At 72.5% G+C, this 15,999-nt stretch carries 10 protein-coding genes; 5 read left to right on the plus strand and 5 right to left on the minus strand.

Translation table 11 applies throughout. From position 1 onward, the window contains the following. Window positions 1-89 precede the first annotated feature (89 nt). From AB3M83_RS09500 to rpsT, 3 genes are all read left to right on the plus strand, one after another. Complete coding sequence (locus AB3M83_RS09500; protein WP_412947420.1) at window positions 90-4,826, plus strand: ExeM/NucH family extracellular endonuclease; 4,737 nt, start codon at window positions 90-92, stop codon at window positions 4,824-4,826. Window positions 4,827-4,905: 79 nt separating this feature from the next. Further along, window positions 4,906-5,640, plus strand: a complete 735-nt coding sequence (locus AB3M83_RS09505) for an alpha/beta fold hydrolase (protein WP_412947423.1) — start codon at window positions 4,906-4,908, stop codon at window positions 5,638-5,640. A 129-nt stretch (window positions 5,641-5,769) separates the two neighbouring features. Next, window positions 5,770-6,030, plus strand: coding sequence for a 30S ribosomal protein S20 (rpsT, locus tag AB3M83_RS09510; RefSeq protein WP_412947425.1), 261 nt, complete (start codon window positions 5,770-5,772; stop codon window positions 6,028-6,030). A 96-nt stretch (window positions 6,031-6,126) separates the two neighbouring features. On the opposite strand, the gene holA is transcribed toward rpsT, so the two are convergent. The 5 genes from holA to AB3M83_RS09535 all read right to left on the minus strand — a co-directional run bounded on the left by holA (window position 6,127) and on the right by AB3M83_RS09535 (window position 14,200). Further along, a complete protein-coding gene (gene holA / locus AB3M83_RS09515; RefSeq protein ID WP_412947428.1) occupies window positions 6,127-7,173 on the minus strand; it encodes a DNA polymerase III subunit delta in 1,047 nt (348 codons plus the stop codon). Continuing rightward, window positions 7,170-9,518 carry a ComEC/Rec2 family competence protein gene (locus tag AB3M83_RS09520; RefSeq protein ID WP_412947431.1) on the minus strand — a complete coding sequence of 783 codons (2,349 nt, stop codon included), beginning with the start codon at window positions 9,516-9,518 and terminating at the stop codon, window positions 7,170-7,172. Before AB3M83_RS09520 ends, holA begins: the two co-directional genes overlap by 4 nt. Further along, the gene (locus AB3M83_RS09525) at window positions 9,515-10,108 is read right to left on the minus strand and encodes a ComEA family DNA-binding protein (RefSeq protein WP_412947433.1); all 594 of its coding nucleotides are present in this window, start codon (window positions 10,106-10,108) and stop codon (window positions 9,515-9,517) included. Before AB3M83_RS09525 ends, AB3M83_RS09520 begins: the two co-directional genes overlap by 4 nt. Window positions 10,109-10,229: 121 nt before the next feature. Next, the gene (gene leuS, locus AB3M83_RS09530; protein ID WP_412947435.1) at window positions 10,230-12,848 is read right to left on the minus strand and encodes a leucine--tRNA ligase; all 2,619 of its coding nucleotides are present in this window, start codon (window positions 12,846-12,848) and stop codon (window positions 10,230-10,232) included. A 50-nt stretch (window positions 12,849-12,898) separates the two neighbouring features. Then, complete coding sequence (locus AB3M83_RS09535) at window positions 12,899-14,200, minus strand: anthranilate synthase component I family protein (RefSeq protein WP_412947438.1); 1,302 nt, start codon at window positions 14,198-14,200, stop codon at window positions 12,899-12,901. Window positions 14,201-14,242: 42 nt separating this feature from the next. On the opposite strand from AB3M83_RS09535, the gene AB3M83_RS09540 reads away from it, so the two are divergent. Next, window positions 14,243-14,941 (plus strand): DedA family protein, encoded by a 699-nt coding sequence (locus AB3M83_RS09540; RefSeq protein ID WP_412947440.1) that lies wholly within the window; start codon window positions 14,243-14,245, stop codon window positions 14,939-14,941. Continuing rightward, window positions 14,938-15,993, plus strand: coding sequence for an App1 family protein phosphatidate phosphatase (locus AB3M83_RS09545; protein WP_412947442.1), 1,056 nt, complete (start codon window positions 14,938-14,940; stop codon window positions 15,991-15,993). Before AB3M83_RS09540 ends, AB3M83_RS09545 begins: the two co-directional genes overlap by 4 nt. The last annotated feature ends 6 nt before the right edge of the window (window positions 15,994-15,999 follow it).

Consider the following 15,999-nt stretch of genomic DNA (forward strand, 5'->3'; position numbering starts at 1 on the left):
GTCGCGACGCCCCGAATGCTCAAGGTGGCGGTCGGATCCTGCGCGGATGACCCAACGTGCCCGAACCGCCTCGGGAGAACACCACAGTGATGCAACCACGCCCCCCGGCCCCTCGCACGCGGCACCGCCTCTCCGGCACCTGCGCCGCCGTCACCGCGGCCACGCTCGCCGCCACCGGACTCGTCTTCGCGCCCGCCGCCGCGAGCGCCGCCGTCGATCCCGCCTGGCCCCTCGTGATCTCCGAGGTGTACGGCGGCGGCGGGAACAACGGCGCTGCCTTCAACCGGGACTTCATCGAAGTCGCGAACACGGGTGACGAGACGCTCGATCTCAGCGGCTACAGCGTCCAGTACGCGTCCGCGACGGGCGGATCGTGGCAGGTCACCCCGATCGGCGACCTCGACCTCCCCGCCGGCGAGCATCTCCTCGTCGGCCAGGCCGCCGGGGCCAACACCGCCCTTCCCGGTTTCGAGGCCGACGTCGAGGGCACGATCGCGATGAGCGGATCGGGCGCCAAGGTCGCGCTCGTGAAGACGGAATCGGCGATCTCGGGCACCGCGGGCATCGCGGAACTGCCCGACGTGGTCGACCTCGTCGGCTGGGGCAGCACGGCGAACGCCTTCGCCGGCAGCGCGCCGGCTCCCGGCACCGGCAACAGCACGAGCGTCGCCCGTGACGCGGAGAACACGAATACCGCGGACAACGCGGCGGACTTCACCGCCGGCACGCCGACCCCGACAGGCCTCGGCACCGACGGTGAGCCCGAGCCCGAGCCCGAGCCCGAGCCCGAGCCGACGACGGTGACGATCGCGGAGATCCAGGGGACCGGGGACGCCTCCCCGCTCGTCGGCACCACCGTCACCACGACCGGCGTCGTGACGGCCCGGTACCCGACCGGCGGCCTCGACGGCTACGTCATCCAGACCGCGGGAACCGGGGGCGAGCTGGATCTCCGCGACCACGCGGCATCCGACGCCGTGTTCGTCTACGCCCCCCGCGGCGCCGTCGACGACGTCGCTCAGGGCGACACGGTGACCGTGACCGGCGTCGTGTCGGAGTGGAACGGCCTGACGCAGGTCACCGTCGCCCCCGGCGCCGCCGAGGTCGTGACGGCCGACACCGCTCCCTCGCCCGCTCCGCTCGCCTGGCCGACGTCGGCAGCCGCGCGCGAGACGCTGGAATCGATGCTCATCGCCCCCGCAGGGGACTTCACCGTCACCAACACCTACGACACCAACCGCTACGGCGAGGTGGGCCTCGCGAGCGGGACCTCCCCGCTGCGACAGCCCACCGACGTCGCGCGTCCCGGTTCGGACGACGCGAAGGCCGTCGCAGCCGACAACGCGGCCCGCGGCGTCGTCCTCGACGACGGGACCTCGACCGACTTCACCTCCGCCGCCCACAGCTCCCGCGTGCCCGCCTACGTGTCGCTGAGCGAGCCGATCATCGTCGGCGCAGGCGTCGAGTTCACCGAGCCCCTCATCGTCGACTACCGCAACGACACGTGGAAGCTGAATCCCACGTCGCCGCTGACCGCCGACGGCTCGGGCGCGGACAGCGTGACGTTCGAGAACACCCGCACGGCGGCTCCCGAAGCCGTCGGCGGCGACCTGTCGATCGCGTCCTTCAACGTCCTCAACTACTTCACGACCCTCGGAGCCGACAGCGCCTCCTGCACCGCCTACACCGACCGCTTCGGCGACGGGGTCACGGTCCGCGGCGGCTGCGACCAGCGCGGCGCATGGGATTCCGAGGACCTCGCGCGGCAGCAGGCGAAGCTCGTCGACGCCATCACCTCCGTCGACGCCGCCGTGGTCGGCCTGATGGAGATCGAGAACTCCGCGGCACTCGGCGAGACGCCCGACGAGGCGACCTCGACGCTCGTGGCGGCCCTGAACGCGGCGGCCGGCGAGGACACGTGGGCCTTCGTCCCGTCGTCGGCGGACCTGCCGCCGGCATCCGAGCAGGACGTGATCACGAACGCGATCATCTACCAGCCCGCCCTCGCCTCGCCCGTGGGCGCTGCGCGCGCGCTCGGCGACCAGAGCGGCGACGGCGAGGCCTTCGGCAACGCCCGCGAGCCGATCGCCCAGGTGTTCGAGCCCGCCGGCGGCGGCGCGGAGCTCCTGTTCGCCGTCAACCACTTCAAGTCGAAGGGCTCCGCCGGCCCGTGGCCCGGCGACGCCGACACCGGCGACGGTCAGGGCGCGGCGAACGAGTCGCGCGTGCGTCAGGCGACCGCCCTGCGCGACTGGATCACCGGGATCCAGGGCGATGTGGACGCCGTCGCCCTCGTCGGCGACTTCAACTCCTACGGTCAGGAGGATCCCCTGCAGGTGCTGTACGAGGCGGGCTACGCGGACGCGGAGCACGCGCTGGACGTCGACACGTCCTCGTACAGCTTCGACGGGCTGTCGGGCTCGCTCGACCACGTCCTCCTCAACGACGCCGCCCTCGCGCGGGCGACCGGCGCGGACATCTGGAACATCAACTCCGGTGAATCGATCGCCCTGGAGTACAGCCGGTTCCGCTCCCACGGCGCCGAGTTCTTCTCGGCCGACCCGTACCGTTCGAGCGACCACGACCCCGTGATCGTGGGCCTGCAGGCGGACGCCGCTCCGGTGGAGCTGACCCTGCTGGGCATCAACGACTTCCACGGGCGCATCGACGGCAGCACCACCGCGTTCGCCGGCACCGTCGAGCAGCTGCGGGACGCGGCATCCGGTCCCGTCCTGTTCGTCTCGTCGGGCGACAACATCGGCGCATCGCTGTTCGCGTCGTCGGTCGCTCAGGACCAGCCCACGATCGACGTGCTGAACGCGCTCGGGCTGCAGGCGAGCGCCGTCGGCAACCACGAGTTCGACCGCGGCTTCGCCGACCTCGACGGGCGGGTGTCCGACGAGTTCGACGCGCCGCAGCTCGGGGCGAACGTGTACCTCGAGGGGACGCGGACGCCCGCGCTCGACGAGTACGCGCTGCTCGAGGCGGACGGGCTCACCGTCGGCCTGATCGGCGCCGTCACCGAGGAGACGCCGTCGCTGGTCACCCCGAGCGGCATCGTGGACATCGAGTTCGGCGACGCCGTCGAGGCGGTCAACCGCGTCGCGGCCCAGCTGAGCGACGGCGACGCCGCCAACGGCGAGGCCGACGTGCTGGTCGCGCTGTACCACGAGGGCGCGGGAGCCGGCACGCCGGACGGGGCGACCCTCGAGGACGAGGTCGCCGCCGGCGGTCCGTTCGCGTCCATCGTCGAGGACACCGCCGCCGAGGTGGATGCGATCTTCACCGGTCACACGCACAAGCAGTACGCCTGGTCGGCATCGATCCCCGGCACCGACCGCACCCGCCCCATCGTGCAGACCGGCTCGTACGGCGCGAACATCGGCGAGATCACGCTGACGATCGATCCTGCGACCGGCGAGGTCTCCTCGCACGCGGAGCGGAACGTGGCTCGCACGACGACGCCGGCGGCGGACCTCGTCGCCGAGTACCCCCGCGTGGCGGAGGTCGACCGCATCGTCACGGCCGCCCTGGCCAACGCCGCCGCGATCGGCAACACGGCCGTTGGCGAGATCACCGACGACATCACGACCGCCTACTCCGGCGGTTCGTACGTCGACGGGGTCTACGCCGGAGGTGCGCGGGACAACCGCGCAGCGGAATCCACTCTCGGGAACACGGTCGCCAACATGCTGCGCGACAGCCTCGCCGAACTGCCCGACGGCGCGGTCATCGGCGTGACGAACCCGGGCGGTCTGCGTGCCGACCTGTTCGACACGCAGGCGGAGTTCGGCGCGAGCGCCGTTCCCGGTCTCGCCGACGGCACGCTCTCGGTCAGCCAGGCCAACGCGGTGCTGCCGTTCAACAACACGCTGGCGCTCGTCACGCTGACCGGTGAGCAGGTCATCACGATGCTCGAGCAGCAGTGGCAGCGCGACGCGGACGGCAACGTGCCGCAGCGGCCGTACCTGCAGCTGGGTCTGTCGGACAACGTGGCCTACACCTACGACCCGCAGCTGCCCGAGGGCGAGCGCATCACGTCGGTCACGGTCGACGGCGCGGCGATCGACCTAGAGGGAAGCTACCGGATCGGGACGTTCTCGTTCCTCGCCGCGGGCGGCGACAACTTCCGCGTCTTCACCGAGGGCACCGGATACGTCGACACCGGCCTCGTGGACTACGAGGCGTGGGTCGACTACATCGCGGAGAACTCGCCGATCGCCCCGTCGTTCGCGAAGCACGGCGTGCAGGTCTCGGGTGTCCCCGAGTCGGTGCCGGCGGGAGAGACGGTGGCCTTCGACGTCGCCGGGCTCGACCTCACGAGCCTCGGCGCACCGGCCAACACGGAGCTGACGGTCAGCCTCGGCGAGACCGCGCTCGGGACCGTCCCGGTCACGTCGGGCGCGGCATCCGTCAGCGTCACGCTGCCCGCGGGCACGGCGGCGGGCACGGCGACGCTGACCCTGACGGCCGCCCCGAGCGGCACCGTCGTCCGGGTCCCGATCACCGTCGCCGAGACCGCCGAGCCGGCGGCGTCGACCAGGACGCGCCTCATCGCCCTCCCGCCGGTGCACATCAACCGGTTCCTGCCGGCGACGCTCATCGCGCACGTGACGCAGGAGGGCGGCCGTCCGGACGGTGTCGTGGAGTTCCGCGAGGGATCGACCGTGGTCGCCTCGGCCGAGGTGCGGCGGGGCATCGCCACCGCCACCCTCGGACGGCTCTCCCGCGGAACGCACGCGTACACGGCCACCTTCGTCCCGAGCGACCCTGCGGTCGCGGCCGGGTCGGACAGCCGTGCCGTCACGGTGCGCGTGCTGTTCTGATCCGCTCCCCGGAGCGGGGCGGGCCGTCGGCTCGCCCCGCTCCGGTGCACGGCGGGCCGGACCTTCGTAGGCTGATCCGGTGAGACCTCAGGTGGTGTTCGCCCACGGCATCCGCACGTCGGCGACGATGTGGCGCGCGCAGATCGAGCACCTCGACGCGCTGGGCATCGATTCGACCGCGGTCGACCTGCCGGGGCACGGCAGACGCATGGACGAGACCTTCACCCTGGAGGGCGCGTTCGAGACGATCGATCGCGCCGTGACGGATGCCGCGACGCGCGGCCCCGTGCTCCTCGTCGCGCATTCGATGGGCGGACTGGTGTCGATCGAGTACGTGGGGCGCGAGACGAAGCCGCCCGTGGACGCGTTCATCGCCGCGGGGTGCACCTCGATCCCCCGCGGCGTCGGCCTCCGCCTGTACCGCGCCCTCTCGCGCGGTTTCGACCGGCTCCCGCGCCGTGGCCAGTGGCTCACCGACCTGGTCCTCGACCGCACCCTGCCGCCTGAGACCCGCGCCGACTTCGGTGCCGGCGGCTACGCCTACGACGCCCAGGACGTCGCCCTGCGGAGTCTCTCGGTGCTCGACCTAATGGCGGCGCTCCGGCGGATCGACGTGCCCACGTGGTTCGTGAACGGGCAGTGGGATCAGCTTCGCCTGAACGAGCGGCTGTTCACCTCGCTCGTCCCGCACGCCCAGCTGATCGTCGTGCCCCGGACGTCGCACCTCATCACGGCGATGCGTCCGCGCGTGTTCAACGCGGTGATCGATGTCGCCCTGTCGACGATGGCCGAGCGGGGCTCCGCTTCGGAATGATCCCGCGGACCTGATAGAATCGGTTTTTGGCTTGCGTGTGGGCACCTCCCTCACACGACCGCCGTGCGACAGCCCTCTTCTGTCTCCCGGCACATCCATCTGATAACTCCGAACGAAAGATACGTCGACGTGGCGAACATCAAGTCGCAGATCAAGCGCAACAAGACCAACGAGAAGGCGCGCGAGCGCAACAAGGCCGTCAAGAGCGAGCTGAAGACGGTTGTCCGTCAGACCCGCGAGGCCATCACGGCCGGCGACAAGGCCGCTGCCGAGAAGGCGCTGCTGAAGGCGACCAAGAAGCTCGACAAGGCCGTCAGCAAGGGCGTCATCCACGAGAACCAGGCGGCGAACCGCAAGTCCTCGATCGCCAAGCAGGTCGCCGCTCTCTGAGCCGCATCTCTTCTCAAGGCCCGTCCCGTTCGCGGGGCGGGCCTTCGTCGTCGGTGGGGGAACCGCGCGGCCGGGGGCGCGGGCCGACGCGGCGGGTCAGGCGCCGTACGGCGCGCGCGTCGCGATGATCGTGACGAGTCGCTCCACCGCGAACACGGGGTCGCGCGAGGCGCCCTTGACCTCGGCGTCGGCCCGGGCGGCCGCCTGGATCGCGAGGCCGAGGGAGGACTCCGTCCAGCCGGCGAGGTCGCGGCGGGCGCGGTCGACCTGCCAGTCCTTCATCCCGATGCGGGAGGCGAGCGCGGATGCCGGCTCGCGACTGCCGGCCACGCGCGCCATCGTGCGCAGCTTGGACGCGATGGCCGCGACCATCGGAACCGGGTCGGCCCCCGAGGCGAGCGCGTGGCGGAGCGCGATCAGCGCATCGCCGTACCGGCCGGCGATGGCGGTGTCGGCGACGACGAACGCCGTGGTCTCGACACGACCGCCGTAGTAGCGGGTGACGACCTGCTCGCCGATGTCGCCGTCGACGTCCGAGATGAGCTGCTGGCAGGCGGCGGCGAGTTCGGTCAGGTCGTCGGAGAACGCGGAGACGAGCGCCCGGAGCGCGGCCGGTGCGATGCGCCGCTTCGCGGCCTGGAACTCGCCGGCGGCGAAGTCGAACCGGTCGGAGTCGCGCTTGACGGCGGGGCACGCGATCTCGATGCCGCCGCCGGCACCCGAGCGGATCGCGTCGAGGAGCTTCTTGCCGCGCACGCTGGACCCGGTGTGGCGCAGCACGATTGTGGCACCGTCCTGCGGGTGCGCCAGGTAGGCGATCGCCTCGCTGAGGAACGCGTCCGAGCACTTCTCGACACCCGACACGCGGACCAGGCGCGGCTCGCCGAACAGCGACGGCGAGGCGACGCCCAACAGGGTCCCGGGTGCGTAGTCGTCGGCACGCACATCGGTGACTTCGAGGCTCGGGTCCTCGGCGCGGAGGAAGTCGCGGATGCCGGCGGTCGCCCGCTCGGCGCAGATCTCCTCGGGGCCGGAGACGAGCACGACCGGCGCGGGCTGCGGGGCGCGCCACGAGACCTGCGGGATCTTCGACGCGGTCTTCGCGCCCGACCGAGCGGCGGGGCGACGGGGGCTCGGCGTCATCCCCCCAGCCTACCGAGTGCCGCCGACAGCCGCCGGCGCCCGCCCTCCCGCGAGCGCCACAGCTGCAGGCGTCCGTCGTCGTCCTGCCAGAGCGCCACGTCCCCCGACCGATCGGTGCGGGCGACGACCGCGCCGACGTCGGCCAGCACGTCGAGGATCTCGTCCCGCGGGTGGCCGAAGGTGTTCTCCCCCACCGTGACGAGCGCGAGCCGCGGGTCGAGACGCTCGTACAGTGCCGGGTCCTGGTCGGCGCTGCCGTGGTGCGCGACCTTCACGACCGCGTACGGGCGGGCGAGCACGCCGGATGCCGCCAGCGACCGCTGGGCCTGCGCGGAGAGATCCCCGAGGAACAGCGCATCGGGCACGCGGCATCCGGTGACGTCGACGATGACGCTCGCATCGTTGCCCGGCGGGTAGACGACGTCCCGTGGCTTCGGCCAGAGCGAGGACCAGCGGCAGGCGCCGAGGGCGCCGCTCGTGCCCGCGGTCGCGAGCTCCGTCCGTGCGCCGGCCGCCGCGAAGCGCGCGACGAGGCCCGCGTCGTCGGGCCCGGCGGGCGGCCCGTGCAGCAGCAGCCCGGTGCGCCCGATGACGGCGTCGACTCCGCCCCGGTGGTCGAGGTCGAAGTGCGTCAGGACCAGCACGTCGATCCGGGCCACGGCGAAGCGGTCGAGACAGGCATAGAGCGGCGCCGGATCCGGCCCGGTGTCGACGAGCATCGTGCGGCCGCCGTCGCGGACGAGCAGGGCGTCGCCCTGGCCGACCTCGCAGGCCGCGATCGTCCAGCCCGCGGGGATCCGGGCGCGATCGACGAGGGACCGGACGGGTCCGGCGGCGAGCAGGACGGCGCCCACGGAGACGAGCCCGACGAGGGCGAACCACCTCAGCCGCCCGGCGCGCGCGGTCAGCAGGATCCCGACCGCACCGCCGGTGAGCGCCAGCGCGACGAGGCCCGGCAGGCCGTCGAGCCAGCCGAGCGCGGCGACCGGCAGCTGCGCCGCGACGCCCGCCGTGCCGGCGACCCATGCCGCGGGCACCCATGCGAGGGCGGCGAGCCCGTGTGCCAGGACCGGGACGGGCAGGGCGAGGCAGGCCAGCAGGCCGATCACCGTCGCGGCCGGAGCGGCGGGCCCGGCGACCATGTTCGCCACGACCCCGTAGACGGGCACGGTGGGCTCGATGAGGATGAGGAGCGGCCCGCAGGCCAGTTGCGCCGCGAGCGGGACTGCGACCGCCAGGGCGAGGGGCGGCGGCAGCCAGCGCGAGAGCCCGTCGGCCAGGGGGCCCGCGAACAGCAGCAGCGACGCCGTCGCGACCGCCGACAGCGCGAACCCCAGCGAGGAGGCGAGCCACGGGTCGGCTACCAGGAGCAGGCAGACGGATGCGCTCAGCACCGACACGCCGGCGCCGATGCGCCCGAGCAGGACGCCGAGCATCGCGACAGCGGCCATCGTCGCTGCGCGCACGACGCTCGGCTCCGGCGAGACGAGGATGACGAACGCGACGAGCGTCGTCAGCGCGACCGCGACGCGGATGCCGCGCCGTGCGCCGCACAGCGCCGCCGCCCCGAACGCGATCCCGACCACGACGGCGCAGTTCGCCCCGGACACGGCGGTCAGGTGCGACAGCGACGCTGCCTTCATCTGCGCATCGAGGTCCGCGTCGACCGCCGAGGTGTCGCCCACCGCGAGGCCCGGGACGAGGCCCGCCCCGGGCTGCGGCAGTCCGTCGACGGCGGCGATGAGTCCGGTCCGCAGGGCGGCCGCCACGGCCAGGACGCCCGTCGGCGGCGACCGGACCTCGATCCTCGTCGCCTGGACGACGAGGACGGCACGGTCGCCGGCATCCGCCCGGAACGCGGTCGCCGTGAGCCGGATCCGCGCACCGAGGTCGAGACCGGGCGGTCGCTCGTCGGTCAGGACCAGGACCGGCGCCGCGAGGCCCCGCTCGCGCACTCCGATCCGGGCGCGCACGGCGACCGCATCGACGCGGTACCCCGTCGTCGTCGCCTCGACCTTCCCCACGACGTCGGCGTCGAGTTCGACGACGCGTCCCCCGTCCACGTCCAGCGTCGCCACCGCGTCGCGCGCCGGGGCCGCGAACGCGACCGTGGATGCCGCGGCTGCTGCCAGAGACATCGCGACGGCGGCGAGAGCCAGAGCGGTGCCGTGCCGGGCCGCCCCGCGCCGGGCGAGGAGGACTGCGGCCGCCGCGGCGAGCCACAGCGCGACGGCGAGCGGGGCGGCGGCGTCCGGCACGAGGATCGCGGCTCCGGCGCCGGCCCACGCGGCTGCGGCCGCCGGGAGGAGTCGCAGGTCGCGACGCCGCGCAGCGCGGGAACTCACACGGTCACCAGATCCCGCAGGGCGGCGAGCATCTTCTCCCCGATCCCGGGGACCGCCATGAGGTCGTCGACACTCGTGAACCGGCCATGCTCGTCGCGCCAGTCGAGGATCCGCTGCGCGATCGCGGGGCCGACCCGCGGAAGGGTGTCGAGAGCCGCGATGTCCGCCGTGTTGAGGTCGATACGGCCGTCGCCGGCGCCCGGCGGCGCCGCTCCCTCCGCAGGGGCCGGCGTCTCGGCACCCTCCGCCGGCACGACGAGCTGCTCGCCGTCGCTCACCGGCCGGGCCAGGTTCACGCCGCCGGGAGCGGCGTCGGCCGTGAAGCCGCCTGCTGCCGCCACGGCGTCGACGACGCGGGCGCCGTCCGACAGGCGGTACAGCCCGGGCGTCTGCACCTCGCCGGAGACGTGCACGTACACCGTCGCCGGAGCGATCGACGGCGCCGCCTGCGGGAACGTCTCGACCTCGGTCGACGACCCGGTCCGGACGAACCCGAGGGCGAGCGTGATCACGGCGGCCGCGATGACGAGCACCACCGCGGCGCCCATCCCCAGCCGGCGCCGTGTCGCCGGTGCCGCCTGCGCACCCACCCCACGACGATCTCGCTCACAGCGGATGCCGGTGGCGGCATCCGCTGTCCCGTGGAGGCACCGTGACCGACCCCGGCCGGTGGAGAAGGCTCCACCGGATCCGCGTGACCGGGCGGACGCGTCAGGCGGTGGTGAAGCTCACGACCTTCGGTGCGCGCACGACGGCGCGGGTGATGTCCTTGCCGGCGAGGGCGCGCTGCACCTTCTCGTCGGCCCGGGCGAGCGCCTCGAGATCATCGGCGGAGATCTTCGCCGACACCGAGAGCGTGGCGCGGACCTTGCCGTTGATCTGCACGACCGCGGTGACCGACTCCTCGACGAGCAGCGTCGGGTCGGCCTGACGCCAGGGAGCGAGTCCCACGAAGGGCTCGTATCCGAGGATCTCCCACATCTCCTCCGCAGTGTGCGGAGCGACGATGTCGAGGATCATGGCGATGGCCTCGGCAGCCTCGCGGACAGCGGGGTCCGACTTCCCGGCTCCGGAGTCGATCGTCTTGCGCGTGGCGTTGACGAGCTCCATGAGCCGGGCCACCACGACGTTGAACTTCGTGTGCTCGACGAGGCCGACGACATCCGCCCACAGGCGGTGCGTCACACGGCGGAGCGCCGCATCGCCGTCCGCCCACAGGACGTCCGTCGGGCTGTCGACGTCGGCGGCGACGCGGAGGGCACGCGCGAGGAACTTCTGCGCGCCCGTCGTCGAGACGTCCTCCCAGTTGATGTCGTCCTCGACCGGGCCCGCGAACGCGATGGCGACACGCACCGCGTCGGCGCCGGGGTCGTCCATGCTGGCGGCGAATTCGACCAGGTTGCCCTTGGACTTCGACATCTTCGAGCCGTCGAGCAGCACCATGCCCTGGTTGATCAGGCTCGTGAACGGCTCGGTGAAGTCGACCAGTCCCATGTCGAACAGCACCTTGGTGATGAAGCGGGCGTACAGCAGGTGCAGGATGGCGTGCTCGACGCCGCCGATGTACGAGTCGACCGGTGCCCACTTGGCGGCCTCCGCCGGCGGGAACGCCTGCGCGCCGTCCTTCGGCGCCAGGAACCGCAGGAAGTACCACGAGCTGTCGACGAAGGTGTCCATCGTGTCGGGGTCGCGCAGTGCCGGCTCACCGGTCTCGGGGTCGACGGTGTTGACCCACTCGGTGGCGGCGCCCAGCGGGGAGGTCCCCTTGGGCTTCAGGTCGAGGCCGGTGGCATCGGGCAGCCGCAGCGGAAGCTCCTCGTCGGGGACGGGGACGATGCGGCCGTCCTGCGTGTGGATCATCGGGATCGGCGTGCCCCAGAAGCGCTGCCGGGAGATCAGCCAGTCACGCAGACGGTAGGTCTTCGCCGCCCGGCCGGTCCCGGCGGCCTCCAGCTGCTCGATGACGCGGCTGATCGCGTTGCGCTTGCTCAGGCCGTTCAGCGACCCCGAGTTGACGAGCCGGCCCTCACCGGTGAGCGCGATGCCCGTCCGGGCCGGGTCGAGCGACGCCAGCTCGTCGTCGTCGTCGGCACCCGGGTCGATCGGAACGCCCTCGTCGTCGAGCTCGATCACCGGGATCGCTCCGGTGACGGGGGCGGTCGTGTCGACGACGACCCGGACCGGCAGGTCGAACGCGCGCGCGAAGTCGAGGTCGCGCTGGTCGTGGGCGGGGACGGCCATCACCGCGCCGTGGCCGTAGTCGGCCAGGACGTAGTCCGCGGCCCAGATCGGCAGGCGTTCGCCGTTGACGGGGTTGATCGCGAAGCGGTCGAGGAAGACGCCGGTCTTCGGCCGGTCGGCGGTCTGCCGCTCGATCTCGCTCGTCTTCTGGACGGCTCCGAGGTAATCCTGGAACCGCTCGCGCACCTCGGCGGACGATCCCTCCGCCAGCTCGGCGGCCAGGTCGGAGTCGGGCGCGACGACCATGAAGGTCGCGCCGTGGAGCGTGTCGGGGCGGGTTGAGAACACGCTGATCTTCTCGGCCCGACCTTCGATCTCGAAGTCGATGTCGGCGCCCACCGAGCGACCGATCCAGTTGCGCTGCATCTGCAGCACCTTGTGGGGCCAGAAGCCTTCGAGCTGGTTCAGATCGTCGAGCAGGCGGTCCGCGTAGTCGGTGATCTTGAAGTACCACTGCGTGAGCTTCTTCTTGATCACCACGGCGCCGCAGCGATCGCATCGGCCGTCGACGACCTGCTCGTTGGCGAGCACGGTCTGGTCGTTCGGGCACCAGTTGACCGCACTCTGCTTGCGGTACGCGAGGCCCCGCTCGTAGAGGCGCTGGAACAGCCACTGGTTCCAGCGGTAGTACTCGGGATCGCTGGTGTGGAGCACACGGCTCCAGTCGTAGGAGGTCCCGAAGTGCTGCAGGCTGGCCCGCTGCTGGTCGATGTTCGCGTACGTCCACTCGCGCGGGTCCGCACCGGCCCCACGCGAGATGGCGGCGTTCTCCGCCGGCAGACCGAAGGAGTCCCAGCCGATCGGGTTGAGGACGTTGTAGCCCCGGTGGCGCCAGAACCGCGCGACCGAGTCGACATACGCGTAGTTCTCGGCGTGCCCCATGTGCATGTCGCCGGAGGGGTACGGGAACATGCCGAGGACGTATTTACGGGGGCGGGTGTCGTTCGCGCCGCCCGCCTTGAACGGGTCCGCCTCGGCCCACCGCGCCTGCCACTTGGCCTGGATCGCCCGGGTGTCGAAGCTCCCGGGCTCGGGGGCGGAGGCGGCGTCGGAGGGGGTGTTCGTGGACACAGAGAACCAATCGTGCATTGTCGGGAAGGCGCGCGAAGGCGTCCGTCCAGCTTAGCGGACGGGCGCTTTCACCAGCCCGGCGGCAGCGCGGCGCCCAGGGCGGCGAGCGGGCCGCGCGCCTTGACGCCCACTTCGGCGACCTCGTCGGCGGCGACGGAGCCCCACGTGATGCCGCCGCCCGCGCCAACGTAGGCGCCGTCCGGATGCACGACGATCGACCGGATGACCATCGCGAGGTCGGCGGCGCCATCGGTGCCGACCCATCCGAAGCACCCGGCGAAGACACCGCGCGGCCCTTCTTCGAGTCGGTGCAGGATCTGCATCGCGGAGAGCTTCGGCGCGCCCGTCATGCTCCCGGCCGGGAACGCGGCATCCCACAGCGCGCCCATCGTCACGCGCGGGAGCAGACGACCCGCGACCGTGCTCACGAGCTGGTGCACCGCGGGGTAGGACTCCACGTCGAGCAGCCGCTCGGCGGCCACCGACCCGGGCAGGCACACCCGCTGCAGGTCGTTGCGCATCAGGTCGACGATCATCACGTTCTCGGCCTGCTCCTTCTCGCTCGCGCGCAGCTCGGCGGCGAGCGCCGCATCCGTCGCCGGATCGGCACCGCGCGGACGGGTCCCCTTGATGGGCCGGGTGCGGACTACGCCCCGGGAGACCTCGAGGAACCGCTCCGGCGTGGCACTGAGGAGCGCGGTGTCGCCGATCCGGATCATCCCGCCGTGGTGCGACGGAGTCGCCTCGCGCAGCCGCAGGTACGCCTGGACCGGGTCGACGGATGCCGCCGTCTCGAATCGCGTCGTCAGGCACAGCTGATAGGCCCGGCCCTCGCGGATCTCGTCCCGGCATCGCCCGATGAGCCGCGCGTAGGCGGCGGGGTCGTGGCGGCCGCGCACCGCGACGGGTTCGGCATCCGTCGCCACGACCGGCCGCGCCGCGGCGCGCCAGCGCTCCGCGGCTGCGACGGCGTGACCGAGCTCGTCCGCCGGTGCGACGACGATGACGCGGCGCTCGGCGTGATCGAACGCGAGGAAGCGGTCCACGCGCAGCCATCGCTCGGGCGGTCCCTGCTCGTGGGAGGCGGGCGCGCCCGCCCGCTCCGCGCCGGCGTCGTACCCCGCCCAGCCGATCCATCCGCCGCGGAACGGCCCGGCGGCGCCGGCCGGGTGGTCCGCCCGGTCGTCGTCGCACACGATGCCGCGAGGCGATCCCGCGGGCACGCCGGTCCCGACCCAGCTCCACCCGCTGACGGCCTCGGGACCGGCGTCCAGCCAGAACGAATCCCCGTCCCGTCCGGGGCCCGCCACGTACATCTCGGCGGGGTCGCACCAGCCCGGCAGCACGGCGGTGCTGAGGGGGCTCGACATTCCCCCAGGTTAGACCGGTGCGGATCCGCCTACCCTGAAGGAGTGAACGAGTTCCTCACCTGGCTGCTCGACACCGTCCAGGACGTCGACCCCCTCGTGCGGACCCTCGTGGCAGGTGTCGCGATCATGCTGGAGACGAGCGTGCTCGTCGGTCTCGTGGTGCCCGGCGACACGATCGTGATCGTCGCGGGGACGGCCGTCTCGGGCGTCGGCGAAGCGGCGCTCCTCATCACCGCCGTGCTGATCGGCGCGCTGATCGGCGAGAGCATCGGCTTCTGGCTGGGGAGGTGGCTGGGACCCCGCATCCGGTTCTCCCGCTTCGGCCGTCTCATCCGCGAGAGCAATTGGATCCGGGCCGAGCTCTACCTGCGGCGTCGCGGCGGCCTCGCGATCTTCCTGTCGCGCTTCCTTCCCGTGCTGCACTCCCTGGTGCCCCTCACCGTCGGGATGAGCGGATTCGCCTACCGGCGGTTCCTGCTGTGGACGGCGCCCGCGTGCGCCGTCTGGTCGATCGCCTACGTCTCCGTCGCCGCAGCCGCGGCGGGCGGGTACCGCGAGCTGGCCGACAGCCTGCATTTCGCGGGATACCTCTTCGTCGGCGCCATCGCGGCGTTCCTGGTGCTCGCCTATGTGGTCAAGCGGGTCATCTCGGCGCGCGAGGCGCGTCACCTGCGTCCCGACACGGATGCCGGCGTCGACTCGGACGCCGACGGGCAGCCCGTGAAAGACTGGGACCGATGACTTCTCCCCCCGCATCCGACCAGGCCACCGCCGAGATCCTCTGGCTCGCGCGTCTGGAGTACCGCTTCCACGCCTGGCGAGCGAAGCGCGCGCGCGGGCGCGGGCAGCGCCCCACCGTCGCGGCGTTCCCCGGCTACGGGAGCACCGAGTGGGTACGCGTGCTGGGCCGGGTACTGATCCCGCCGAAGACGAAGCGGCGGGAACGGGGCGATTACGCGGGTGTGCGCGGATGGCGCAGCTTCGCGTCGGTCCCCATCGCCCACGCCGACGTCACGGTCACGATCGCCGGCACGAGCCACGACGTCGCGGCGGACGGCGGCGGTGTCATCGACATCGTGCTGCCCGCCTCCCTCCCCGCCGGGTGGCAGACCATCACGATGAGCGTCGAAGGATCGGACCCCGTCGAGGCGCGCGTGTTCATCGTCGGGCGGGACGTGCGGTTCGGTGTCGTGTCCGACATCGACGACACCGTCATGGTCACCGCGCTCCCCCGCCCGCTGCTTGCCGCGTGGAACTCGTTCGTCCTCAACGAGCACGCCCGTCAGCCGGTTCCCGGGATGGCCGTCCTGCTCGAGCGCCTGATCCGGGACAACCCGGGCTCGCCGATCCTCTACCTCTCCACGGGCGCGTGGAACGTCGCGCCCACGCTGGTGCGCTTCCAGCGTCGCCACCTCTTCCCCTCCGGCGCGATGCTCCTCACCGATTGGGGTCCGACGCACGACCGCTGGTTCCGGAGCGGGAAGGCTCACAAGGCGGCCAACCTCCGCCGGCTGGCCGACGAGTTCCCCGGCATCCGCTGGCTCCTCGTCGGCGACGACGGTCAGCACGACGACCAGATCTACACGGCGTTCACCGCCGAGCATCCCGAGCAGGTCGCCGCCGTCGCGATCCGCCGACTCTCCCCCGCGGAGGCCGTCCTGGCCGGTGGCCGCACGGCCGTGGACGATCACACCGCCGCCGGCGTCCCGTGGGTCACCGGCGACGACGGGTCCGAGCTGCTCGAGCGTCTCACCGATGTGGATGTCGTCCGCGATGTCCCTCCCTCCTCGTAGGCTGAC

This window comes from Microbacterium pasadenense, assembly GCF_047246565.1.
Classification (GTDB): domain Bacteria; phylum Actinomycetota; class Actinomycetes; order Actinomycetales; family Microbacteriaceae; genus Microbacterium.

Coding starts and splice junctions, on each gene's coding strand:
- leuS (WP_412947435.1), bottom strand. CDS start 12,848: ATGCACGATTGGTTCTCTGTGTCCACGAACACCCCCTCCGACGCCGCC.
- AB3M83_RS09545 (WP_412947442.1), top strand. CDS start 14,938: ATGACTTCTCCCCCCGCATCCGACCAGGCCACCGCCGAGATCCTCTGG.
- AB3M83_RS09500 (WP_412947420.1), top strand. CDS start 90: ATGCAACCACGCCCCCCGGCCCCTCGCACGCGGCACCGCCTCTCCGGC.
- AB3M83_RS09535 (WP_412947438.1), bottom strand. CDS start 14,200: ATGTCGAGCCCCCTCAGCACCGCCGTGCTGCCGGGCTGGTGCGACCCC.
- holA (WP_412947428.1), bottom strand. CDS start 7,173: ATGACGCCGAGCCCCCGTCGCCCCGCCGCTCGGTCGGGCGCGAAGACC.